Source organism: Streptomyces sp. NPDC045956 (assembly GCF_056430705.1).
Genome location: NZ_JBWKKZ010000009.1, coordinates 213,150 through 234,996 on the forward strand (window position 1 = coordinate 213,150; position 21,847 = coordinate 234,996).

Annotated in this window: 22 protein-coding genes; 11 read left to right on the forward strand and 11 right to left on the reverse strand. The window is 68.9% G+C overall.

The window, feature by feature from the left end; all coding sequences use genetic code 11:
* The first annotated feature begins 6 nt into the window (after window positions 1–6).
* The 4 genes from AC07FV_RS24355 (at window position 7) to AC07FV_RS24370 (ending at window position 3,359) form a co-directional block, all read left to right on the forward strand.
* On the forward strand, window positions 7–1,029 hold the full coding sequence (locus AC07FV_RS24355; RefSeq protein WP_479089384.1) for a SpaA isopeptide-forming pilin-related protein: 1,023 nt from the start codon (window positions 7–9) through the stop codon (window positions 1,027–1,029).
* A gap of 131 nt (window positions 1,030–1,160) precedes the next feature.
* Window positions 1,161–1,505, forward strand: coding sequence for a DUF6233 domain-containing protein (locus AC07FV_RS24360; protein WP_479089385.1), 345 nt, complete (start codon window positions 1,161–1,163; stop codon window positions 1,503–1,505).
* A gap of 42 nt (window positions 1,506–1,547) precedes the next feature.
* Window positions 1,548–2,420 (forward strand): ATP-dependent DNA ligase, encoded by an 873-nt coding sequence (locus AC07FV_RS24365; RefSeq protein WP_479089386.1) that lies wholly within the window; start codon window positions 1,548–1,550, stop codon window positions 2,418–2,420.
* A 162-nt stretch (window positions 2,421–2,582) separates the two neighbouring features.
* Window positions 2,583–3,359: a hypothetical protein gene (locus AC07FV_RS24370; protein WP_479089387.1), complete on the forward strand. Its 777-nt coding sequence runs from the start codon at window positions 2,583–2,585 to the stop codon at window positions 3,357–3,359.
* Window positions 3,360–3,644: 285 nt separating this feature from the next.
* Here the strand turns inward: AC07FV_RS24370 and AC07FV_RS24375 are convergent, their stop codons facing one another.
* Window positions 3,645–5,576: a UvrD-helicase domain-containing protein gene (locus tag AC07FV_RS24375; protein ID WP_479089388.1), complete on the reverse strand. Its 1,932-nt coding sequence runs from the start codon at window positions 5,574–5,576 to the stop codon at window positions 3,645–3,647.
* Window positions 5,573–7,567 carry an ATP-dependent nuclease gene (locus AC07FV_RS24380; RefSeq protein ID WP_479089389.1) on the reverse strand — a complete coding sequence of 665 codons (1,995 nt, stop codon included), beginning with the start codon at window positions 7,565–7,567 and terminating at the stop codon, window positions 5,573–5,575. Before AC07FV_RS24380 ends, AC07FV_RS24375 begins: the two co-directional genes overlap by 4 nt.
* Before the next feature lie 434 nt (window positions 7,568–8,001).
* On the opposite strand from AC07FV_RS24380, the gene AC07FV_RS24385 reads away from it, so the two are divergent.
* The 3 genes from AC07FV_RS24385 to AC07FV_RS24395 all read left to right on the forward strand — a co-directional run bounded on the left by AC07FV_RS24385 (window position 8,002) and on the right by AC07FV_RS24395 (window position 9,588).
* Window positions 8,002–8,355, forward strand: coding sequence for an SPDY domain-containing protein (locus tag AC07FV_RS24385; protein WP_479089390.1), 354 nt, complete (start codon window positions 8,002–8,004; stop codon window positions 8,353–8,355).
* A gap of 105 nt (window positions 8,356–8,460) precedes the next feature.
* Window positions 8,461–8,751, forward strand: a complete 291-nt coding sequence (locus AC07FV_RS24390) for a hypothetical protein (protein WP_054100434.1) — start codon at window positions 8,461–8,463, stop codon at window positions 8,749–8,751.
* Between the two features lie 15 nt (window positions 8,752–8,766).
* Window positions 8,767–9,588 (forward strand): SPDY domain-containing protein, encoded by an 822-nt coding sequence (locus AC07FV_RS24395; protein ID WP_479089391.1) that lies wholly within the window; start codon window positions 8,767–8,769, stop codon window positions 9,586–9,588.
* 171 nt (window positions 9,589–9,759) lie between these two features.
* On the opposite strand, the gene AC07FV_RS24400 is transcribed toward AC07FV_RS24395, so the two are convergent.
* From AC07FV_RS24400 to AC07FV_RS24440, 9 genes are all read right to left on the reverse strand, one after another.
* Entirely contained in the window at window positions 9,760–10,452 is a 693-nt protein-coding gene (locus tag AC07FV_RS24400) for a hypothetical protein (protein WP_479089392.1), read from the reverse strand.
* A gap of 79 nt (window positions 10,453–10,531) precedes the next feature.
* Complete coding sequence (locus tag AC07FV_RS24405) at window positions 10,532–10,975, reverse strand: hypothetical protein (RefSeq protein WP_479089393.1); 444 nt, start codon at window positions 10,973–10,975, stop codon at window positions 10,532–10,534.
* A gap of 212 nt (window positions 10,976–11,187) precedes the next feature.
* On the reverse strand, window positions 11,188–12,930 hold the full coding sequence (locus AC07FV_RS24410; RefSeq protein ID WP_469643564.1) for a relaxase/mobilization nuclease domain-containing protein: 1,743 nt from the start codon (window positions 12,928–12,930) through the stop codon (window positions 11,188–11,190).
* Window positions 12,927–13,589 (reverse strand): plasmid mobilization protein, encoded by a 663-nt coding sequence (locus AC07FV_RS24415; protein ID WP_469643560.1) that lies wholly within the window; start codon window positions 13,587–13,589, stop codon window positions 12,927–12,929. Before AC07FV_RS24415 ends, AC07FV_RS24410 begins: the two co-directional genes overlap by 4 nt.
* Window positions 13,590–13,906: 317 nt before the next feature.
* Entirely contained in the window at window positions 13,907–14,098 is a 192-nt protein-coding gene (locus AC07FV_RS24420) for a hypothetical protein (RefSeq protein WP_007491133.1), read from the reverse strand.
* Complete coding sequence (locus AC07FV_RS24425; protein WP_479089394.1) at window positions 14,095–15,726, reverse strand: hypothetical protein; 1,632 nt, start codon at window positions 15,724–15,726, stop codon at window positions 14,095–14,097. Before AC07FV_RS24425 ends, AC07FV_RS24420 begins: the two co-directional genes overlap by 4 nt.
* Window positions 15,723–16,364: a WhiB family transcriptional regulator gene (locus AC07FV_RS24430; protein ID WP_479089395.1), complete on the reverse strand. Its 642-nt coding sequence runs from the start codon at window positions 16,362–16,364 to the stop codon at window positions 15,723–15,725. Before AC07FV_RS24430 ends, AC07FV_RS24425 begins: the two co-directional genes overlap by 4 nt.
* Window positions 16,365–16,524: 160 nt before the next feature.
* The gene (locus AC07FV_RS24435; RefSeq protein WP_479089396.1) at window positions 16,525–17,238 is read right to left on the reverse strand and encodes a zinc finger domain-containing protein; all 714 of its coding nucleotides are present in this window, start codon (window positions 17,236–17,238) and stop codon (window positions 16,525–16,527) included.
* A 2-nt stretch (window positions 17,239–17,240) separates the two neighbouring features.
* Window positions 17,241–18,140, reverse strand: a complete 900-nt coding sequence (locus AC07FV_RS24440) for a helix-turn-helix domain-containing protein (protein WP_479089397.1) — start codon at window positions 18,138–18,140, stop codon at window positions 17,241–17,243.
* A gap of 685 nt (window positions 18,141–18,825) precedes the next feature.
* On the opposite strand from AC07FV_RS24440, the gene AC07FV_RS24445 reads away from it, so the two are divergent.
* From AC07FV_RS24445 to AC07FV_RS24460, 4 genes are all read left to right on the forward strand, one after another.
* The gene (locus AC07FV_RS24445; protein ID WP_479089398.1) at window positions 18,826–19,278 is read left to right on the forward strand and encodes a helix-turn-helix domain-containing protein; all 453 of its coding nucleotides are present in this window, start codon (window positions 18,826–18,828) and stop codon (window positions 19,276–19,278) included.
* A gap of 180 nt (window positions 19,279–19,458) precedes the next feature.
* Window positions 19,459–20,013, forward strand: a complete 555-nt coding sequence (locus AC07FV_RS24450) for a secondary metabolite protein (protein WP_381726787.1) — start codon at window positions 19,459–19,461, stop codon at window positions 20,011–20,013.
* Entirely contained in the window at window positions 20,010–21,209 is a 1,200-nt protein-coding gene (locus tag AC07FV_RS24455) for an MAB_1171c family putative transporter (protein ID WP_358315220.1), read from the forward strand. The genes AC07FV_RS24450 and AC07FV_RS24455 overlap by 4 nt, the downstream gene beginning before the upstream one ends.
* Window positions 21,199–21,792: a phosphatase PAP2 family protein gene (locus AC07FV_RS24460; RefSeq protein WP_358315226.1), complete on the forward strand. Its 594-nt coding sequence runs from the start codon at window positions 21,199–21,201 to the stop codon at window positions 21,790–21,792. The genes AC07FV_RS24455 and AC07FV_RS24460 overlap by 11 nt, the downstream gene beginning before the upstream one ends.
* Window positions 21,793–21,847 lie beyond the last annotated feature (55 nt).

Sequence of the window (21,847 nt, forward strand, 5' to 3'; positions counted from 1 at the left end):
TTCCTCGTGCACGCACATCTCGTCCGATCCGCCGCCGCCATCGCCGTCGCCGCGGCCGGCACCCTCACCTGGGCACCGGCCGCGAGTGCCGAGCCCACCGAACCGACCCCCTCAGCCTCCGCCGCTGCCGAGACTCCGGCCGCGGACGCGGGCAGCGTCGAGATCACCACCAGGGACACAGCCGGAGACGCCCTGCCCGGCGCCGTGTTCCTGCTGCTCGACTCCGCCGGCCAGGTAGCCGGACACGGGAAGACCGACGCACAGGGAAAGCTGACCTTCTCCGACCTCGCGCCCGGCGTCTACCGGCTCAAGGAGACGGCCTCCGGCAGCCCGCTGCACGAGGTCGTCGCCGACCAGGACGTCATCGTCACCCCGGGCGCGACCACCCGGCTGACGATCACCGATCCGTTCAAGGCCGCCAAGGTCCTCCTGCAGGCCAAGGACGACAAGACCGGCAAGCTCCTGCCCGGCGCGACCGTGAACATCGGCACCGGCAGCTCGACGCTGCTCACTCTGACCACGGGAGCTAAGGGCACGGCCTCCGGAGAGCTGCCCATGTCGAGCCGGAAGGCCCAGTTCTGGGTCAAAGAGATCAAAGCCCCTGCCGGCTACGACCTGTACAAGCCCACCAAGACGTTCACCGCTGGTCCCGGCGACCCGGTGACCGTGACCGTCACCAACGCCAAGACCACCACGACCCCGAAGCCCGAACCCTCGGGTAAGCCCACGCACACGCCCACCGACACCCCCTCCTCCAGCCCAGGCAAGCCGAACAGCGGTACGGACAGGGCCACGCCGTCCGTAACGGATAGCGACACACCGGAAACCGACACTTCCGCCATCGCAGCCACCCCGGTCGGCGACTCCACACCGAAGACGCCGACGGGCTCCCTCGCCCACACCGGTGCTGACGCCACGCCGTGGCTGATCGGCGGCGCGGCCGTTCTGATCGCGGCCGGTGGAGGCGCCCTCACCGTGGCACGCCGCAGTCGCACCGACAGCCACACAGAAGACAACACCGGGAGCTGACCGCACCCACCCTTCTTCACTACACGGAGCCCCCGCAGCCCCAGCTGGACACGCTGTTCGCGACCGCCAACAGCGTCCTCCTGGATGTGGGGACCTCGGTGTTTGTGAACCGCCCCTCTATAATCGAACGTGTGAGCGATACTCCGTCCCGTCTGGAACTGCTGCAGTTCACGCGCCGCGTGGTCGAGCAGCAGGCGCGGGCGAGCCTTCGGCAGCTAGACCGGTGGATCGCGGACGAGGAGCGTCGCGAGGCCGAGCGACGGCAGGCCGAGGAGCGGCGACTGCCGCCCCCGGAGTGGCTGATCGAGCGGGGCCTTGACCGGAGCAGCCTGGTGGCGGTGCACACGGGGGACTACTGGGACCCGGGTAAGCGCCAGATGCCGGCGACGCGGGAGCAGGCACGCGACGCGATACGTCAGCAGGTTCCGGCGTGCTCGAAGTGTCGGCCGGACACGCGGCTGGGCCTGCTGGAGTAGCCCGGCGCGCGGGCGGCCCGGGCGGCGTTTGAGGGTGGCGGGGTGGAGTTCCCTGTCGACGTTGCCCTGGCCGAGCTGGTGCCGCAACTGCCGACCGAGCCGCGCTGGTGGTATGAAGTGAAGCTCGACGGTCACCGGACAGTTTTGTGGCGGCTGGCTGAGACGGTTCGACTTCAAGCGCGGTCGGGTCGGGACGTGACGACGCCCTGGATGGATCTTGCCGTGGCGGGGATGGCCCTGCCGCCTGGTGTCGTCCTGGACGGCGAGGCAGTCGTCGTGGTTGACGGGCGGGTGTCGTTCGAGGCCGCTCAGGCTCGGGCGGCTTCCTCGCCTGCACGGTCGCGGGAGCTGGTGGCGCGGCACCCTGCGCTGCTCATCGTGTGGGACGTTTTGTCGTTGCCCACCGGGGACGTGAGGGCGCGTCCGTATGAGGAGCGGCGCGCCTTGATGCTGGACATGGTGGCCGGGCTGCCGGAGGGGTCGCCAATTCAGGCAGTGTCGGCGACGGAAGACGTGGAGGTCGCCCGGGTTTGGTACGAGACGCTGACCGGCTCCGGTGTGGAGGGGGTGGTGGCGAAGTCGGGGCGGTCGCCGTACCGGGCGGGTCGGTCGTCGTCGTGGAAGAAGGTCAGACACGCGGAGACGATCGACGCGGAGGTGGTGGGGTTCACGGGGGCGGCGGGTCGGCCGCGGGCGCTGGCGGTGCGGTTGCCTGACGGCCGTGTTGCATTGTCTCAGCGGCTCGGGGCGCAGCTGGCCGCGCAGGTCGCGGCGGCGCTGGTGGCCGTTGCTCCGGCCGCGCGAGGTCGGGCGGCTGGGGGCGAGTCGTTCACGGCGGTGGAGTCCGGACTGCTCGTCGAGGTGCTGGCGGGGACGACGAGGCATGCCGTAGTGACCGTGACGCGCGTGTGGTGAGCTGCCGCGGACGGGACAGGAGGAATAGCTGGCCTTCAGCTCGGCGAAGGACCGCGGGTCCCAGCGCGCGAACTCCTCGCTTCGGCGTGGGTGTGGGCACGCCATCTCTGAGCTGGGGCTCCGTTATCCACAAACGCGCGGACACCTCGTTACGCTGCGGCCGTGACCGAGCCCTCCCCGCTGCCAGGCGACCCCTCCGAGCTACACCTGCGCATCTCCTACGACGACGGACTCTGGGACACTCCCCAGGCGGACAAGCTGGAGTGCTGGAACGTGGCCGTCCTGCACCGCCGACGCGCTCATGGTGAACATCACGAGCCGGTCAGCTCCAGCGGGTGTACGACTGCTGATTGCTTCTCGTGCACGGTCGAGGACGTAGTCGTCAGCTCCATGACGTTCTACCGGGTGCACCTCGACCGGGGCCGCAACGCCTACTGGGCCATGGAGGAGGAGTCGGAGGAACGGTACGAGACCGCACAGGTCCTCCTTGATCCCGAGACGGGTTCTTTCACCGACGAAGTCAGCGAACAGTTGGAGTACGTCGGCTCAGCGCTGCTCGTCATGAATCGCGTGACGCTGGATCCGCCATGGCGCGGGCACGGCCTGGCGGCCGTGCTTGCCTGCGAGGTGATCACCCGGCTCATGGCCGGCTGCCGGGCCGTAGCCTGTTCGCCCGGCATCACCGATCTCAGCAGCCATCGGCTGACGGCCAGAGCCGAGTGGGACCGCGTGAACGCCAAAATTGCCCAGGGGTGGGAGAGCCTGGGTTTCCGTCCCTATCGAGACAATGTCTATCTTCTGTCTCCCGCCTCGCAGGACCTTGAGGAGCAGCGCGGCGCCCTTCGCCAGCACCTTGCCGACCTTGGGGGGCTCTGGCGGACCGATGCTTCGAGATCCGTCTCGCTAGCGGATGAGGCAGGCTCGCCAGAGAGCCTGTGAAGCCCATAGGGGGCGGTGTCCCTCTTCGGGCTGGTGACGCTTGGGGAACCAGCAGCAAAGTCATCGTGGGATACCTGTCCCGACTCGGGACAAGGTCGCCGACGGGCTGTACGGCGTAGTCCCCGCGCGGGAGTGCGCCGGGGCAGCTGGCGTTAGGGCCACGGAATCTGAGATGCCACAGCTGTTGTGGGATCTCGTTGCTCGCGTCCTACAGCGAGGCTGGGACCTGCGGCTTCTCAAGGCGTCTCACACTGTGTCGGATGGAGCAGTCTCACGGGCCTGTCCCTATCCTTGATCGACCTCGGGCACTCCCGCCTCGGTGAGCATCGCGAAGAAGGCTGCGATTGGGCCGGTGCGCTCCGACCGGTCCGTGGTGAAGACCAGCCGTTGAGCTGCCCTGGACAGACCCACGAAGAAGGTCGATGTCCCTTCACGCGGGTCGCTTCCGAGCGCCCACCACTGCCTGCCGTGAATACCGAGGAAGAACACGGTGTGGTATTCGAGGCCCTTGCTGCGGTGGGTGGTGAGCAAGACGACGGCATCGGCGGACTCGAACTCGTCGAGCACCACACCCCAGTCGTCTGCGCCGTCAAGCACCGTCTCAAGGCGCGCCTCGAATGCGCCGGTGACGAGATCGAACTCCTCACCGGGTGCCGTGGCCTTCACGTAGCGGCGCAGGGCCGCGCTGTCCACGAGATCGAGCACCTTTCGGACGGCGTCGGCCGCGGACGTGTCGGATGGCGGGTGGGCCTGAAGCCAGGCACGGAGCCGGGTGGTCAGGTCGCTCAAGTCCTCGCCGACACGCTGCTGGGCCGTCTCGTCATCGGTTGCGCCGTGTACACGCTCGAGAATCGCCGATACCTCCTGCCACACGGCGGCGAGGCCACGAGGCTGGTGCGCCAGCCGGAGCAGCCCCACGAACAGGCGAGTCGTATCGCTTTTCAGCAGGTCTTGGAGGGTCATCTTGCCGACCCGTGCGTCGTCGTTGCGGACTCGGATGCCGTGTGCTGCGAGGCGAGCCCGAAACAGCGGCTCGAAGTCCTTGATTCTCTGTCGTGCGATGAGCGCGAAGTCTGCTGGCGCACGGTCCGAGTTGGCGATATCCCGGGCGATCCAGTCGGCGATGAACCTCGCTTCCCTATCTCCGCCGGAGAACGTCCACAGCACGGCCGGCTCGTGCCCGTCCTCGGTGGTCGCTTTCGAGGTGGCCCGCACTGTGGTCGGATCGAGTTTGCTGGCGATCACGTGCTGGAGTTCGACCAGGGCGTCGCTGGAGCGGAAGTTCCAGGCCAGCCAGTAGGTGGTGGCTTGGAACGTGCTGGTGAAGCGCTGGACGGCTTCGGGCACAGCGCCGGCCCAGCCCATGATCCGTTGTTTGCTGTCCCCGACTGTGGTCACCGCGGTCTCCTCGCCGAACACTGATGTGAGGAAGGAGAACTGCGCGCTGGTCGTGTCCTGGAATTCGTCGACGAACACTATGGGGTAGGTCATCCGTAGGGCGCGGCGGAGCCTCGGCACCGCACGGACCAGCAGCTCGGCGAGCCGGTTGAGCATGACGAAGTCGACTTCCGCCTTCCCTGGCCGCAGGTAGCGGGCGCGCCACCACTCGCGTGCGGCGTAGGAGACGGCGTCGACGGCGTCGTCCGTCGGCACGCTCTCGGGCAGGTTCCATCCCCCGACAATGTCGGAGACGAAGCGTCCCGGCTGGAACCCGACTTGCCCGGCCAGCGTCTGTGGCGCCGAGAAGGCGACGGTGTTGAGGAATGCCCTCACCTCGGAGTCGGGCGCCATGCGGATGTCGTACCCGTGGCACATCCGCCAGTCCCGTGGAAGGGCCGGCGCGAACCGATCCACCAGTCCCTTGGTGAATGCGTCGAAGGTCATAGACGCGAAGCGGCTGGCGTGTTCCGGGACGCGGGCGGTGACCCGGCGGCCGAGGTTGGCGGCAGCGTCCCGTTTGAAGGAGATCGCCAGAATGTGCTGCGGCCACGGGCACAGCCCGGTCTGCAGCAGATAGGCGGCGCGCTGAGCGAGGAACTCCGTCTTGCCCGCGCCCGGCCCGGCCACGACCGCCACATTCCCGGTGTCCCGCAGGGCCTCCCACGCGGCCGGTTCCAGATCCTCGATACCGGCCGGGCGCCAATCTTCCACAGAGATCAGGGTCGTTGGGCGCAGCGTCGGCGTTCTCGTCGGGACGAGGCGGTCGGAAGCGCTCACAATGACACCTTCTTCCGGATGTGCTCTACGAGGGCCACGAGCACCTCCGGCGCGTTCAGCCGGAGCTCCTCGTCACTCAGGCGGCCGAGTGCGCTCAAATGGGTGCTCGGTTTTGAACGCGACAGGAACAGGTAGCGGTACCACCGCAACCACTCGGCCCGTTTCTCATTCCAGTAGAGCGGCCTGGTCCCCTTCTCTCCCAGGACCGTGATGGTCGGATCACTGGAATCCGGCCCGCGCTGGTTGGCTTCAAGGTGTCTGTAGGCGTTTTCGAACGCCCACAACATGGCGTAGTCGAGGTCGAGCGGCTCGGAGTAAAAGACGGCGAATGCGCGCAGGTGTTTCAGGATCGGCTTGATGTGCTTGAGACGGAGGCCGTCGTGGATGTCGTCGACCTCGTCGTAGTCGGCGAGACCTTCCAGTGGGTCCAACCCGTTGTCCATGAGGCGGTTGCAGGCATCACGTAGCCGGGCCGGGCCCGCGCCGACTTTGCCATAGTCGAGGTCCAGCAGGGTGGCATGGGGGATGTCCAGGTCATTGAGCAGCCTCCACATGTGGTTGGTGTGTCGGCCATCGAGTGGCACCATCGCGATGAACGACGGGTCCAGCTGCACACCGTGAGCCTGGGCGATCCGGGGGATGACGAGCTGCTCGGTGTCGCCTTCGCCGAGCACCACGAACTTGGCGAAGTACAGCTCCGGGTGGGCGCGCACCGCCTCGCGTACGTACTTGCCCGCCTCGGTGGTGTCGCCGGGGAGGGTAATCTCGCGGACCGATGTGGTCGCGGCGGCTGGCTCCGTGCGGAAGTATCGGACGTCTTCGGGCCGGATGCGGGGCATGACACTGGCGGAGTGGCTGGAGAGGATCGTCTGTGTCGCCGTAGTGCCGCTCAGGTCCTGCATCTGGCTGACGATCCGGGACAGGAAGAACGGCGAAAGGCTGTTCTCGGGTTCCTCGACCGCGATCAGGGTCAGGTGCGGCAGGTGAGCGGCTTGCAGTGTGAAGTCATCCATGTGCTGGCCGGCAGAGACCGCTGCCTCGACGTCGATAGCTGCCGCCACCAGTGCGAGGTGCAGCAGCGACCGCTGCCCGTCGCTCAGCATGCGGGCTGGCCTGGGCCGGCTGTTGTGGTCGGGCTCGAAGACGAGTTCGGAATCGCGGACCAGCTGGTTGAAGTCGCCGTCGAGGAGTCGCAGCTTCGGATCCGAGTGCATCCCCGCGTCGTGCAGTTCCTGCCACCGGGCTGTCAGTGCGCCTTCGACCGCCTGGACCACGGGCTCTTCGGTGAACTTCTCAGCGACTTCAGCCGCGTGGCCACTGACGAGGTCACGCAGGCCAGTTGACCACTGCGCAGCGCGCCACAGCCGGCTGCGGAGAAAGGCCGTCACCTGACGCACGCCGTCACGGGAGGCCGGGATGTAGATCATCTGGATACGACTGCGCTCCGCAGCAGTCAGCTGCACGTAGTCGTCCTCGTCGTACTCCTCGGCAAGGGTGTTGACGATCACGCGTGACTCGGTGATCGCGCCCTCCACCGTGCCGTCATCGACCCATTCGGCCCGGAGTGCCACCCGGACCTTCAGGTCGCCATCCTCCGTGGCGGCCATGCGCCGGAAGAACTCCGGGACCGCTCGGGATGCGCCGGCCTGTTGCTGGCGCTCCGCATCCTCCACGGCATCACCATCGTCGGCTTCTCCGACTTCGTCGTTCTCCCCGTTGCCGTCGAGTTCGGGGAAGGCGAGCACCGCTTCGATCGTGAGCTCGCGGCTGGCGGGCGGGTCGGTCTCGCCGACGGGCACGTGAAAGTCGTCTACACGTACGGACCGCTCCTGCCCGGATATCCCGAACAACCGCAGTAGCGCCTCGCAGGCCGCGGTTTTGCCCGAACCATTGGCGCCTATGAAGGCAGTCATCCCCCGGTCCAGGCGGAGGGAAGTGCGCCCCGGCCCGAAGCACTTGAAGTTCTCCAGCACCAGCTTCTCGATGAACATTCGTCACTTTCCGGTACAACGGCGTCATGAACGGCGACTGTGCACATGACGGTAGCGAAACCGTGTGATCTCGGGGCCATATCGATCAAGTTCGGCGCCGGTCCTGGCTGAGGCGACACCAGGAATCGCAGCTGACGAGAGCCGTGCTGGAGGTGCGGCTGCCTACCCGTACCAGATCCAGCTGATCTCGCGTCGACTCGCTCCGTAGAGCGAACACAGGCTGAGCCGTCGGTCTCGGATTCGTGGCCAAACGGCCGTTGATTGGCCAGCTGACGTGAGATTCGGCCACAGCATCTGAGATCCCACAGCTGTCGACGGACGGCAGTTCGCCGGGGGCAGACAGAAATGTTCCGGGAAAGACTGGCCAACGGGGGCGAGAGCATGTCAACGTAGACGACCTTGCAAGAAACCCCAGGTCAGAGAGGTGATTGCTCGTGACCGTAGCCCCTGCGGGCCCCGGTTTCGCCACCACTGTCGAGGCCCTGCGACTGCGGGAGTGGCAGCTCGGCCCCGGTCAGCCGACTCTGGTCTTGGACCAGTTCTCGGCCGAGGACTTCCACCTGATCGTTGATGATCGCGCGGACGTGCACGTCAGCTCCAAGGACGGCCGGTTCTACCTCGGTTGGTTTCCGCACGGCCGACCCGGCACGGACGGCGAGGGGCGGAAGATCGCTGTCACCGGCACCGCTCAGGTCCGCGGCTACCACATGTCGTTCGACACCGAGACGCCGGCCGACATCGTCGCCGCCACCGTGGCGAGGGTGCTGCAGACCTCACGCCGCCTCTGACAGCGCGGCCACCGATACATAGCGCCCGTCCTATGAGCGCTGGCGGTGCCGTAGGCCGGCCCGGCTCCACCGCCCCCGTTTCCCTCGAACCCCAGGAGGCTGTCCGTGACGTCCCCGGAGATGACCGTCGGCGATCTCATCGATCTGTTGTCCGGCTGCGACCGGAGCGCTCCGGTCCGCCAGGCCATGAACCCGTTCTTCCCGATGGCGCACCGCTTGGCGCAGGTCCTGCAGTCAGTCGACGAGACCGGCCGGACCGTTGTCTACCTCGCCGAAGGGCGGGACGAGGACGCACAGCTCGGCCACCTTCCGCCGGAGGTCGCCATCGCCCTGACGTGGCAGGGCCCCGTCCAGGCGCCCCCGCGCCGCCCTCGCCGCCGTGCCGGCGGCAACTAGACACGCACCGAGCCCTTGGAGGCGCCCCTGTACCCCGACCTTCCGCCCGACCCGTCCGCCCCGCGCGGCGGCCAGCCCGCGTTCTGGGTCGGCCCCCGGCACCTAGCCGGTGACGATGGACGCCTCTACGACGTCGTCGCCGACGCGCTCGCCGGCCTGGGCTGGACGAGCCTGACGATCGTCCGCGGACGGCACGAGCCGGACGAAGAACCGGAGGACCGCCAGGTCCTGCGCAGCACCGTCCTGCACATCAGCCCCGACGCCTTGCGTTGGGCCCAGTGGGGGCTGGCGGACGAGCCGTTCCACCTGGGTGGGCTGCCGATCGCCTGGCAGATCTCCGCCCGAGCCGGGACGAGCAGCCCGCTCGCCCAGTGGTCGGCCTACTTCACCCGTGACGTCCCCGGCGAGGCGGTGGTCGACTTCCTCGTCGCGCTCGACGCAAGCAACCAGCCTGCCTCGGCGCTCGCCGGAACCGAGCTGGTCCTTGACGCTGTCGCCGCCCACGGCTGGTTCCGCGACATCGACCAACCCGAGGCGGCGGCGATGGACCCGACGTTCACCTCGCACATCAGCCTGGGGGAGGTGCCGCCCCTCATCCAGGACGGCGACCTACGGGCCCTGTCCGCCGAGGACGACGAGACTAGACCGGCCGGATGGCAGGCGTGGGCCGAGCCCGTACTCGGCGCCCCGCTTCTGTGGGTGGCCTCGTTCGCCGCCAGCGTCCCGCACGATCTCGTCGCCGCCTTCGCCGCCTCCCTCAGCTCGACCGCACCGGTCCTGCGGCGGGTCCTGCCCGAGGCCACCCAGGAGCGCCTCCTGCGCGCGCCGGCCATCTAACGTCCCGCGCACCCCTCTCGACGATCGCAGTCCGGCATCCTCCCAGTTGGGGGTGCCGGACTTTCTTGTTTCCTGGGCGAAGTGGCCGGTCGGGTCGTTAGTGCTTAGCCCATAACGCACTGCTGCCCCCGACCGCGACGGTCGGAGGCAGTAGCGTGACGTGCACGCAGGTCAGCTCGTTGCCGTGGCCTTGGCGAGGGCCTTGTCGAGGTGGCGGTCGACGAGGGCCGGGGAGCCGGAGAGGACCAGCAGCAGGCTGCCGTCGCGGATCGCGGTCTGCTTGACCACGGTGCTCCGGCCCCCGGCGATGTACGTCAGAAGCAGGCTCCACTGCTCATCACCGCCGACGCTGGGCGCGGGCAGCTTCTGCGAGGTCACGTCGACCTGGGTGCCACCGGCGACGACCTGATAGGCCGGGCAGCCTGTCATGGCATCGAAGATCCGGCCGGTGCCGTCGGAGAGCTTCTTCACGCTGTCGCTGTACAGCTCCTCGGAGATCTCCGAGGAGCTGTAGCCGTAGGTGAAGTCCGCCTTCGTCTTGTGCGGGAAGGCGAGTGTGCCGCCAGTCGCCGCGTCACCGCCCAACTCGCTCAGGGCCGGGCAGCCGAGGAAGGTGACGTCATCGTGCTGGGCCGGACGCTCCGGCTGGGGAAGGTAGCCGCTGCCGAGGTCGCGCGGGTCGAGCAGGCGGGACTCGAGCGCGGCCGAGGAGAGCGCGGCCGGCTCCTGGGCGACCTCGGTCGGCTTTCCCGTACGGGAGGAGGCGGTCCTGTGCTTGGACCCGGGGGTGTCGGTGGAGCAGGCGGGCACGGCGAGGAGGGCGGCGGTGATGCCGAGTGCGGTGGTGGCGACGCGAACGCGCATGACGGAACTGACCCCTTGGTGCTAGGCGACGGGTGGTCAGTGCGGGCCCGCGGGCCCGGTGGGGTCGTAGGAGTGGTGGTCAGTGCCCGAGGTGGCGCAGGCAGTCCTCGAACGTGGCGTGCGTCGAGTCCGCCGGCCCGGAGTGCCGGTTGTACCAGGCGGTGTCGATGCGCGTCTCCAGTTGCTGGTGTCCGGCCCTGCAGCGCAGCCAGATCTCACCGCGGGTGGAGAGGATGAGCCAGTCCCGGTACGCGCCGCACTCGGCGCAGGTGGCCATCTCGCCGTCGAGGACCAGGGGCTGCTTCCACGGCATCATCTTGCCCTCGATCTGGTCGTGGCTCGGCACCCGCAGCTCCGGCGGGAGGAAGTCGTCCACGATGGCGGTCGGCTCGGCGGGCTGCGGCTCGGGCGCCGGCACTCCGATGCCGGGCGGGACCTGTCCCTGCATCTGCGCGTGCAGCTCGGCGAACCGTTTCTGAGCTCCGCTCGGCCCCTTGGCCCTGCGGCGTATTCGGTGAAACACCCTGGCGTCCTCCTCTACCTCGGCACCTCGTCCTGCGCGTTTCATGATCGTGCCCCACGCCGTCGGCGGTTTCAATTCACAACGTCCACAGTCCCTTCGGCCAGGTCAGCACGGGTGTGGCCTCTCGGCTGCCCGGGCGACGAGGAGGCCACGACGCATGTCTCGGTACGGCACAGCGGCGATCCGGGGAGCCTGCGTGCCGTCTGGTGTACTTATCGGGCCTGACGCGGTGACTCCTCTCCGCTGCGCCGCCTGCCGGGCGCGGAGGGCCTGGTCGTCGCCCTGCGCGTCGCGGACCGGTTCGCTGCGGTGCTGGTCTCGGGAAGCTGGGAGGCATCGGCGGGCAGGTCGGCTGTCCGTCGCATCCGCCATACGAGCACGTCGCTGATGGAGTCCGCGGTGCCCAGTTCGCGCCGAGCGGCAACGTCGGACAGGAGGGCGGCCGGGTCGTGGCCGGCGGCTTCGGCTTCCGTGATGGTCGCGGCCAGGGCGTACCAGCCGGGTTCGGCGAGGATCTGCTCGGCCAGTTCCGGTAGCGCCTCGCGCAGCAGCGCGGTCTGCCGCTGGAGCATCGGCCGGCTCAGACGTCGGCCGCGCTGGTATAGCACACCGAGCGGCTGGGCCGAGGCGGCCTGGTAAGCGGTGCGCAGGTGTTCGGCAGCTCGGGTGGCGGCCTCGGCCTGCTGGGCGTGGCCCTTCCGGGCGTGCCAGTGCGCGGTGGCGGTGATCAGGAAGAACAGCATGTCGATCGCCATCGCCGTGGTGGCTCCGTCCTCACCGCGGCCGAGGGCCGGGCCGCCCTGGACGAGGTCGCGGGCGGCCTGTCGCAGGGCTCGATCGTGCCCGCGTACGGCGCGGACGTGAGAGCGCGAGGCCCGTTCGAAGGCCGTTGCGGCGTCGTGCAGTTCGCGGCGGGTGTGAGCGGCGGACGTCTTCGCGAGGGCGTCCAGGACCTCGCCGACCGCGGCGATGTGGGCGGCGGCGACCCCGTCCTCGCCGTGTTCGACGACGAGCACGGCCTTCCACACGGCCGATGCCGTGCCGCGGCGCGCGGCGGCCGGACTGCCCGGCCCCGTACGAATCGCTTCCTCCCGCCGGGCCGCAGGGACATCCTGCGCATCACCGGACCACCGCTCGCGGATGCGAGGCAAGGACAGGTCGGGAGCGAGGCGCGCGCCGGGGTAGAACACCGGCTCGCCGTCCTTGTTCAGGTCGTCGGGCAGGGCGACCTTGTATCCGAGCAGGTCACCGGAGGGCGCGGCGCGCTTGCGGATCAGGAGGCCAGCGGCGGCGAGGCGGTCGAAGAACTCCTCGTCGCTTCTCGCGCCGGCCACCGCACGCCGCACGGATTCCCGCAGTTCCTCGCGGGCGGTGCGCTCGCGGCCCTGGCGCTGGGCCTTGTGGCGCTCGGCGCTGGTCGGTCGTTGCGCTGCGGTTCCGTCCCCGGTGCTGAGCTGCTTGAGCCCGTACTCGGCTTCGATCAGGCGGGCTTCGGCCTGGGATCGCTTGGCGTCGTTGTTGAGTCGGGGGCGCCGGCCGTCTTCGCGGACGAGCGTGGCGATGATGTGGATGTGGTCGTCGGCGTGGCGCACGGCTGCCCAGCGGCATCCCGCCTCGTCGGCGGCCGGAGCGATGCCGGTCGCGGCGACCATGCGTCGGGCGATCTCCCCCCATTGCTCGTCGGAGAGAACCGGGTCGTCGGGTGCGGCCCGGACGGATAGGTGCCAGACGTGCAAAGCCGGGCGGCGCGACTCCGCGAGCGTCTGGACGGGCTGGTCCAGGAGCTGCTGCAACTGTCTCTTCGTAGCTTGAGGATCGCGACCGGGGTCGGGAGCGAAGCTGTCCCATGCCGCCACGAGATGCGGATCGACGTGCTCCTCATGGGTCCCTTTGCCGTAGAGGTAGATGAGCAGGCCGAACGTGTTCGAGCCACGCTTGTGGACGCGAGGGATCAACCGGTTCGCCTTTCGGTGTCGAGGTAGTGCTGGATGAAGGCGTCCACGCGCTGGGTGGCGCGCTGGACGGCGCCGAGTACGGCTTCGGCGTAGGGGACGTCGGCACCGGAGTTGGCGGCCTTAGCTACCTGGTTGACGTTGTTGCCGATGTGGCCGAGGTGCCGGCGCACAGCGAAGAGCTCGTTGTGGACTTCTCGTTGGGCGGCGATTTCCGCCGCCGTACGGTCGAGATCGTGGGCGGCTTTGAGAGCGGCGTGGGCGAGGAAACTGGCTACGCTCATGTGGCACACGGCGGCTGCACGAGCTAGGAGTTGGTACTCGTCGTCGTTCATGCGGCAGCTGGGCTGGCGCATGCGCTTGTTCTCGTCGCGCAGGCGCTCACGCTGTTGCACATGCGGCTTTGAAGGGGCGGTGTGCGTGTAGTGCGCACTGTGGCAGGCGTGCTGGTCCTGCTCCTCGGGATGCGAGCCGCCCTCGGTCGCATCCTCACGGATCGGCGCCTCCCGGTGCCGTTCCGCTCCCGCCACTCCAGGGGCGGGGAACGCAAGAGCATTGCTCCCCTCGGGAGCAATGCTCTTGCGATAACTTGCTCGCCCCGAGACCGAGTTGGAGCCGCGATCAGGTTCCTGGGTGGTGCCGTTCTTGGGTGCGTTCGTCATTGAGATTCGGGCCTCGTAGAGCGGGTGCGTTGCTGGATGGTTGCGGCCAGCGCGAGAACTTCGGCTGGGCTGGCAAGGACGCGAACCGGTCTGTTGGGACGGTCCTGGACGAGCCACTGCCCGGTCGGCGTGAGGACGACGGCGTGGAGGAGTCGCCGACGGACCAAGACGTCCGCCCAGGCACCGGCCTCGGCGGTGGTGGGCCCGGAAAAGCGAGGGGGACGAGGAATCATGGCGTACCTCCTAAGCGGGGCGGTGGCCCGGCGTGGAGCCGGGCCACCTTTACGGATACGGGCCTTGTGCTGGGATTTGCCGGTTCAGCCGCATTCGGGGCAGCGTCCGACGTGGCTGTTGAGCGCGCGGGCCATCCGCTGTTTCGCCGAGGCTGCCTGCTTCGCGCTGGACTTCGCCGCCGGCCTGCCCGCATGCCGCTCGGAGTGAGCGAGCATGAATCCGATCTCGCGCTCGTACTCGGCGCGGACCGTCTTGAACTGGTGGCAGGTCTTCATCGGGCGGTGCTCCTCGCCGTCGTGATGTCCGCGTTCCGCAGCTCCTGGAGGACCAGGCCGAGTCGGTCGTTACCGACACCCGTCAGGCCCTGGCGGCGGATGATTTCGCGCAGCTGCACTCGGGTGACCGCGCCGTTGCCGTCACGTTTGAGCAGAGCCGGCACATGGGGACGCACCTCACGGACAAGCTGGCGCTCGGATTCACCCAGCTCGCGTGCCTGGCGCTCCGTCTGCGAGCGGGACCGTGCACGCTTGTCCTTGTTCTTCGTCCGGGAGGTCCTGGTCGGCTTCCGGCGAAGCGGGACCTTGTGTCCTCGGTCCTGGGTGGTTTCGGTCCCGGACTGTGGGGCGGTCGGTCCTCGGTCCTGGGTGGTTTCGGTCCCGGACTGTGGGGCGGTCGGTCCTCGGTCCTCGGTGGTCTCGGTCCCCGACTTCGTGATGCCCGGTCCCCGATGAGAATCCGGGTCCTGAGCTGCCACTTCTCGCGTGCTGTGGTCGGTCCTCATGGCCGCTGCGTCCCGCGCTGCGGCTCCCGGTCCGGCGAGCACGGTCCCTGGGACCGCACCGTCTTCAGAGGGCTTGGTTTCCGCGAACGTTCCCGTTGCGTCGCCCTTGGTCCTTGCGGCGACCTCGGCTTCCGGGTTCTCGGGGACGGGGCTCCGAGGAGCCCTCGGTCCTCGGTCCGGGACCGGCTCGTCGGAACCGTCGGGACCGGGGACGGGGACCGGCACATCCGATGTCGGCTGTACGGGGACCGTGGCCGCCGATGCGCTGCTGTGCGCCGGGGACCAGGGAGAAGGGAGCGGGACCGTGGCGAGCGCCAGCGCGTGTCGCCGAGCGGCGAGCTGGTCGAGCAGCTGCGCCCGCTGGTGAGGGTCGGTGCCGACCGAAGCCCTGCCGACCGCCTTCGACAGGCGTCGCGTCAGTCGCCGGCCGCGACGGCTCTGCTGCTGCTCGGGTGTGCGCTCGGCGAGGCGGGCGGCGAGGGTGACCGCACGGGCGGTGGCCCGGTCCCGGGTGATCAGCGCGGCGTCGCGGTCCCGCGCGGCGATGCCCAGGCGGGACAGCAGCCGCTCGCGTGCCTCCCGGCCCAGGACGGCGAGCAGTCCGTTCGAGGCTGCACCCGGGGTGCGCAGGCGCAGTTCGATGCCCATGGCCAGGTGCCACAGCATCGCCGCCATGACCGGTCCGACGAAGGCGCGGACCGTGCCGCCGATGGGGCCGCTCTCGGCGTAGGCGGGGATCACCTGCACTGTGGTGATCACCCAGACCAGCGTGCCCGGCAGGCCGGGAGCGCCCTGGACGGCGAGGTTCTGCCGTGCCATCAGCGCGGTGGCGAATAGGGCGAGTTCGGCGGCAGCGAACATGCCGGCGCGCTCGGCGGTGCCGGCCATGTCGAGGTAGTCGGCCGCGAAGCGCCAGCTGGTGTCGGCGCTGTAGGCGGTGCAGCCCAGGGCGGCGACGGCGGCGACCTTGACCGCCGGGCCGCCGAGACGTTTCCGCGGGCGGGTTCCCCGGCGCCGGATCGCCCAGGCGGTCAGCACGAGCGCGAGGGCGGCGGGCACGGCGGCGGCGAGGAGGAGAGGGAGGTCCGAAGTAGCACCGAAGGCGAGGACAGGGTGGGTCATGCTGCCTTTCCGAGAGGGGCGTGCGCCGGGGTCGACGCCGCCAGGCGGCCTGTCGGCTGCTGAGTGCCGGGAGCTGCGGGCGCGGGGGTGCCCTTGGCCTTGGAGGTCTTCTTCCGCTTCTTCTTGGAGCGGGGCACGCCGTAGTTGCGGTCCCGGTCGAAGACCTTGTTGGCCGCTTGCCGGAGCAGGTCTCGGGCGTGCTTGTGGCTGATCTGCAGGGCGGCGGCGAGCCGGTCGGGCTGCCAGCCCCGGACATAGGCGTGGTCGATGGCCACCTGCCGCTCGGCTTCCGTCAGGTGCACGTCGCGTCCCTGGAAGAAGGCGGTCACACGCCGGTAGTCCAGGCGCCGGTGCAGGTTGTCGTGCAGCGGGCGCCGCTCGGCTTCGGTGAGCCCGCCCCAGACGCCCTCCTTGAGGACGTTCTCCAGGGCGAAGTTCAGGCACGCGCGGCGGACGGGGCACCAGCCGCACAGCTCCTTCGCCTCCGCGATCTCCTCGTGATCCCGGGGCCCGGGGAAGAACACGGCGTCGGCGTCCTCGACGTCCATGCCGTGGCACGCTCCGCGGACGTGCCAGCTGGTGTCTCCGATGCCGCGCAGGCCGGTGGCCGGCGCGTCGTGGGTGGTGATGTGGCGCAAGGCGAGTCTCCGATGTGCTGCCACCCCGGCCGGCTGGCGCAGTGCCTGGCGGGTGCGGCGTCGGGCGCCGGCTGCGGCGCGTGGGTGTGCGCCGCATCCGGTGCGGGACGGTGAGGTTGCGGCGGTGCAGCGGACGGGATGCACGCGCCGGAGGCGCCGGTCAGGCCAGGGCGGGCAGCTGGGCCTGCTCGGCGTGCTGGGCCTGCTGGGCGGCGAGGTCCACACGGCCGGGGTGCGGGGTGGCGCGCGGCGTGATGGCGCGTACCCCGTCGTTGGGGCCGATCCGGCGGCGCCGGCACGGCTCGCCGACCGGGGCCAGACACCACTCGCATCGCACGCTCAGGGCATCGGGCAGCCCTTGCGCGACGGCGGCTTCGCGTGCTGCCCGGGCGGGCCGGAACGGTGCGAGAGCGGCGCGGGCGGCGGGCGGTATGCAGGAGCCGATCTGGTCCAGCCGAGCCTGCAGCCTCGGGTTGATCCCCTCCTGGCTGCTGGTGATGGCCGGGGCATACGCGGGCTGCGCTATGCCGGCGGCGACAGCGCGGCGGGTGTCGACCAGCTCTGCGGTCCAGGCGGCCTGGTCGTCCGGGTCCGCGGACGGTGTGGGGTCCCAGTGGAGGGCCAGGCGGTTGCGCCGGTAGCTCTCCCAGGGGCGGACCACGTCTGCGGGTTGGATCTGGTACGGCGAGGTGCGGTAGTGCTGGCGTGCGGCGATGCGGGCGTCCCAGCCGTGCGGGGTGGCCATCGGCACGTCGCCGAGCAGCTCGTGCCACTGGGCGAGCTGGTCGCGGGCCTCGCCCTCGTCGGTGCGGATGCTGCGGGGGTCGAGTCGGCCGATGTAGGCCAGCAGGGCGGCGATTTCGCGGCGGTCCACGGTCAGCCCTCCGTTCCGGTCGGCTCGTCCAGGGCGGCGAGAAGGGCGGCGGTGTGCTTCTCGGCCCGCGTCATGCCACCGGGCGCGGCGGTGTTCTGGCCGGGCACGGCGTAGAGGTTCGGGCGGTTGGGGGCGTGTTCCCGGGTGATCCAGGAGCGCCAGTCGGCAGCCCAGGCTTCCGCCGGCCTCGGGGCGTGGGCCGCCCGGTGGGCACGCCACTTCGCGTCGGCGGCCTGCAGGCCATGCTCGCCGAGGCGGTCGAGGTGTCCCTGCTGGCGGGCCCAGGTGTGGGTGGCGGGGTCGACCTGCCACTCGGCAGCCGAGGTGACCGCAGCACCACCACTACTGCTGTACCTCCGGTTCAAATCAGGTTCACTACGGTTCTGTGTGCCGGTGGCCGGTACATCGCTGTGCCGGTGGCCGGTACGCCGCTGTGCGGGTTTCCGCCTGGACCTGCCGGTTTCCGGCACTGCCGGTTTCCGGACCCTGGCGGGGGATTCCGGCACCTCACGCGGGCGGATTCCGTACCGCCGCAGCGCTGACAGCCGGAGCTTGGCAGGACCAGTGGGCTCGTCCGGCACCGCCGTGTCGCCCGTTTCCTCCCGCTGCTCTCGCAGCGCCTGTGCGACTGCTTCGGCGGCGAGCGGCAGGCGGTAGACCGTGCTGCGCTGCGGGCCCACCAGGTCGTCGAGCTGTTCCAGCTCGCCGGCGAGGACGAGGCGTTCGATGGCTTCGCGCACCGTGGAGACCGAGGCGTGCGTGCGCTTGGCCAGGCTGGACAGGGAGGCCCAGGAGATGCACTGGTCGTCGGCCACCCGGTCGGCGATCGACAGCAGGACCAGACGCGCGGCCCCTCGGCTGGAGCTGTGCTCCCACACCCACTCGCGAGCTTCGCTGCTCATCGGCCGCTCCCGGCAAGCGGGCGGGCGGGGCGGCTCGCGGGGGCCTGGATGGTGCGGTCCGGCTCGGGGCGCTGAGGCGCCGAGGCGGAGCTAGCTGCCGCGCAGGCCGGACGGTAGGACCTTTTGCGCAGGGCGGAGCGCATGCAAGAATCTCCTTTGGTGTTGCCACGCTGAGACGCCCCGTGGAAGGGATCAGCGTGGTGATGGTGGCGATCTCCGCCCTTGCCGGGGCGGTACAGCCGTTAAGCGTCCGGCGTCCGGGAGTTGCCGCTCTCGGGCGCCGTCGCTGTGTCCTGGGACCTATGAGGCCCGGAGGTTGTGCACGTCATTGCTCCTGTGCTCGTCCGCGCGGGCGGTCTGCCCGGCGGGGCACGACGAACATACGCACGGCTCCGCGTCAAGGTCCAGAGTTGGTTCTTAAACCCTGTAGAAGTCGCGTGAGCTGCTGCGACGGGGGTGGAGCGAGCATGGGCGAGTCCTAGCGCGTACGTAGGCCACGACGGCCGGGCAAGGAGCGCTTACCGCACCCCGTCGGCGTCACAACACTTCAGTGAAGCTGTGATCGAAAACCTACGCCAGAGTGATCCCAGTCTGTCAACACTGAAGTGAAGCGCCTCGGCCTTTGGCCCTGGGAACTACACTGCAGTACAGTCCGGAGTCGGCGTCTAGATGAGAGGAGTCGGTGATGGTGGAGTCCAGCGGACCGGCGGAGGCGCCCGGCGGCGCGGCCGACGCTCGGCGCTCATTCGCCGACAAGCTCAACCACCTGTTCCAGACCGTGACGAACCCGGAGACCGGCAAGCGCTACATCAATGCCGAGGTCGCCCGGGCGATCTCCGTGTCCGAGAGTGCGATCTCGCAGCTGCGGACCGGTGCGAAGTCCAACCCCACCTACACGACGGTGGAACGACTGGCCGGCCACTTCCATGTCAAAGAGCAGTACTTCTTCTCGGACTACGACGCCGAGGAGGCCGAGAAGGTGCGCGCCTCCATGGAACTCATCGAGGCCGTAGCCGACAGCGACGTCCGCGGCCTTGCGCTTCGAGCCAACGGCCTCTCGGCGGACAGCTTGAGGATGATCACGGATGTGATCAATCAGGCGAGACGGTGGGAAGGGCTCGACAAGCCCGGGGAGTGATGTGACCTCCCTCACCTGCTGGGCGGATTTGACTGGTATGCCGCGCATGGATCTTCAAGATCGCCTTGGGCAACCATCTGTACCTATGCAAAGCTCCGCTAGAACCACGCGGAATGGTGGGTTCCGGTTAGCGCAGGCCGTGTCAGCGCTCATTCGGGGGCTACAGCAAGGATCTCGTCCATGTTCAAGCGGCAATTCGCGCGCAGAGAGGCGCAGCTGAGGCGACTGTGTGAGGAGCAGTTGCGGGGGGTCGAGATATCCGATCCCTACGCGGTGGATGAAATATGTCGGCAGCTCGCCGTCAAGCGTGGCCGCCCCCTGCACCTCCACGAATTGCCTGAGACCGGAGGGGCCAACGCTCCCTGCGGAATGGTCCTCTCGTTCGACCACGGGGATTACGTCTTTCACGTCGCGGCTACCAGCGAGCGGCATCGTGCACAAATCGTGCGCCACGAGCTAGCGCACCTGCTGCTCGGGCACGCCGGGAACAACGAGAGCGTCGTCAGGTCTCTACTGGGAGTCCTGCCTGACGGGGTCGACCCCTCTGCCGTGCTCTCCGCTCTCGGCCGGACGAGCTACGACAGCGAGACCGAGTACGACGCCGAGATGGCCGCCTCCTGTCTGGGAGAGCTCTTTCACGATCTTGCCCACTCGGGCCGGGAACGCGGTCGGTCCGGTGCCGTGGCGCGGCTCGACGACGCCCTGGTCCACCCACGGAGGAACCGCCGCTCATGAGTACATCCACCCTCATCGCCGGCGTCCTCTGGCTGGTGGCTCTGTGGCGACTGCCGTCCCTCCGGCACTCTCGCAAGCAGCGAAGTCTGGCGCTGACCCTGGTGGCTCTCGCAGCTGCCATGACGTTCGAGGTTCCGCCGGTCAAAGAGGCAGTCGATGCCGCCGTCGGCGCAGATGCCAGGCTGTCGCCGCTGCTGAAGCACTTGCTCGGCGTTACCTCGGCGGCATATCTGCTCGACTTCGTCATCGCAGTCGTTCGACCGCAGGGCCTGGCAAGTCGCACCCGGCTGGTGGCCGCCGGCGTGACGTTGCCCCTCATGCTCGCCTTCTACGCCCTGGCCAACTGGACGTCAGGAGGGCCCGTCAGGCTTGGGGAGGGCCGTGGCGCCCTCTTTCCCGTCCTCTACATGACGGTCTTCACGCTGTACATCGGCATCGCCATGGTCGTCGCTACATGGCTGTTCCTCGGCGGCGTACGCCACAGCCGGACTCTCCTGGGGAAGGCCGGCCTCGGATTTCTGGGCTCGGGAACCCTGCTCGGAAGCCTGTACGCCCTCCAGCGCATCGTCTTCGTGACGGTTCAGCTTGCCTCCGGCACCAGCTATCCAGCCTTGGAGAACCTTCTCTCCACAACGCTCAAGCAAGCCACCGTCCTGTCGGTCGCAGTCGGCGTCTGCTTGCCTCCTCTCTCCGTCGCCGTGGAATACGTCGCCGCGTGGAGCACCCTGCGGAAACTGCGTCCCCTCTGGGTGCAGCTCACGGAAGCAGCCCCGTATGTGGTGCTGGCGACATCTGTAGGCAGGTGGCGTGTCCGCTTCCGGCTGGAACGGTGCGTCATCGAGATCGAGGATGCCTGCCTGGCGCTTCGCGAGTACGTGTCAGTCGACATGCACACAAAGGCCCGGAGGTTCGTCCGTCAGGAAGGGGTCGCTGCGCAACTCTCTGACGCAGTGGCGGAAGCCTGCTGGTTGCGTGCAGCCGTCCAGAGCGCACGAAATGGGGAACGGCTGCGGGGAGTTGAATATCCACCCCTCGGCGTCACTGGCCGAGACAGAGCGAGCGAACTGTCATGGCTGCGCACCGTTGCCCGCGCGTACCTAACCTCGCCAGTCGTTTCCGAATTCGTCCGGCAAGAACATTCGTCCGTTTCCCACGAGCAGGGCGCTTCGGAAAGGATCTCCTCAAATGGCAACTGATGTCCGCCCCAGCGAGTCGCGGCTGGCCCGCCGCATTACAGACTGGCTTGAGCCGAAGAACTGGATCATCGCTGTCACCCTGCTGGTCGGCTGGCACACCGCACAATGGACAGGTGTCGCCTGGGGCGTGGTCGGCGCCCTTTTTGCGGCCGTTATCCCGATCACCTTCATCAAGTACGGCATTCGCAAAGGCCACTGGGGCGACAGACACGTCGGAGCGAAGCCAGCACGGCTAGTCGTGATGGCCGTCATCCTGCTCTCCGTAGCCACCGGCATCGTCCTGATGCTCGTCGCGGGGGCGCCGCGCACCATGGTTGCCCTCATCGTCTCGATGCTCGTGACGCTCGCGATCCTCACCGCAATCACCTTCGCCTGGAAGATCTCCGTCCACCAGGCCGTGTCCGCAGGTGCCTGCGCGATGCTCGTGCAGACCTACGGCCCGTGGATGGCCCTGGGCTTCCTCTTGGTCGTTGTCGTCGGCTGGTCCCGCGTCGAGCTGCGGGACCATACACGCAACCAAGTGATCGCAGGCACCATCCTCGGCACCATCGTGGCCGCAGCCGTCTTCCACCTGGCGCGCTGATCCGAAGGAGGGGCGTGGTTGAGACCACCGCTACGCCTCCCAGGTATCTCACCCG

Bases quoted from the DNA above. Each gene is read 5' to 3' on its own strand.
- AC07FV_RS24425 (WP_479089394.1), bottom strand. From the start codon at position 15,726: ATGACCCACCCTGTCCTCGCCTTCGGTGCTACTTCGGACCTCCCTCTC.
- AC07FV_RS24380 (WP_479089389.1), bottom strand. From the start codon at position 7,567: ATGTTCATCGAGAAGCTGGTGCTGGAGAACTTCAAGTGCTTCGGGCCG.
- AC07FV_RS24460 (WP_358315226.1), top strand. From the start codon at position 21,199: ATGGCAACTGATGTCCGCCCCAGCGAGTCGCGGCTGGCCCGCCGCATT.
- AC07FV_RS24400 (WP_479089392.1), bottom strand. From the start codon at position 10,452: ATGCGCGTTCGCGTCGCCACCACCGCACTCGGCATCACCGCCGCCCTC.
- AC07FV_RS24450 (WP_381726787.1), top strand. From the start codon at position 19,459: ATGTTCAAGCGGCAATTCGCGCGCAGAGAGGCGCAGCTGAGGCGACTG.
- AC07FV_RS24445 (WP_479089398.1), top strand. From the start codon at position 18,826: ATGGTGGAGTCCAGCGGACCGGCGGAGGCGCCCGGCGGCGCGGCCGAC.
- AC07FV_RS24440 (WP_479089397.1), bottom strand. From the start codon at position 18,140: ATGAGCAGCGAAGCTCGCGAGTGGGTGTGGGAGCACAGCTCCAGCCGA.
- AC07FV_RS24455 (WP_358315220.1), top strand. From the start codon at position 20,010: ATGAGTACATCCACCCTCATCGCCGGCGTCCTCTGGCTGGTGGCTCTG.
- AC07FV_RS24420 (WP_007491133.1), bottom strand. From the start codon at position 14,098: ATGAAGACCTGCCACCAGTTCAAGACGGTCCGCGCCGAGTACGAGCGC.
- AC07FV_RS24415 (WP_469643560.1), bottom strand. From the start codon at position 13,589: ATGACGAACGCACCCAAGAACGGCACCACCCAGGAACCTGATCGCGGC.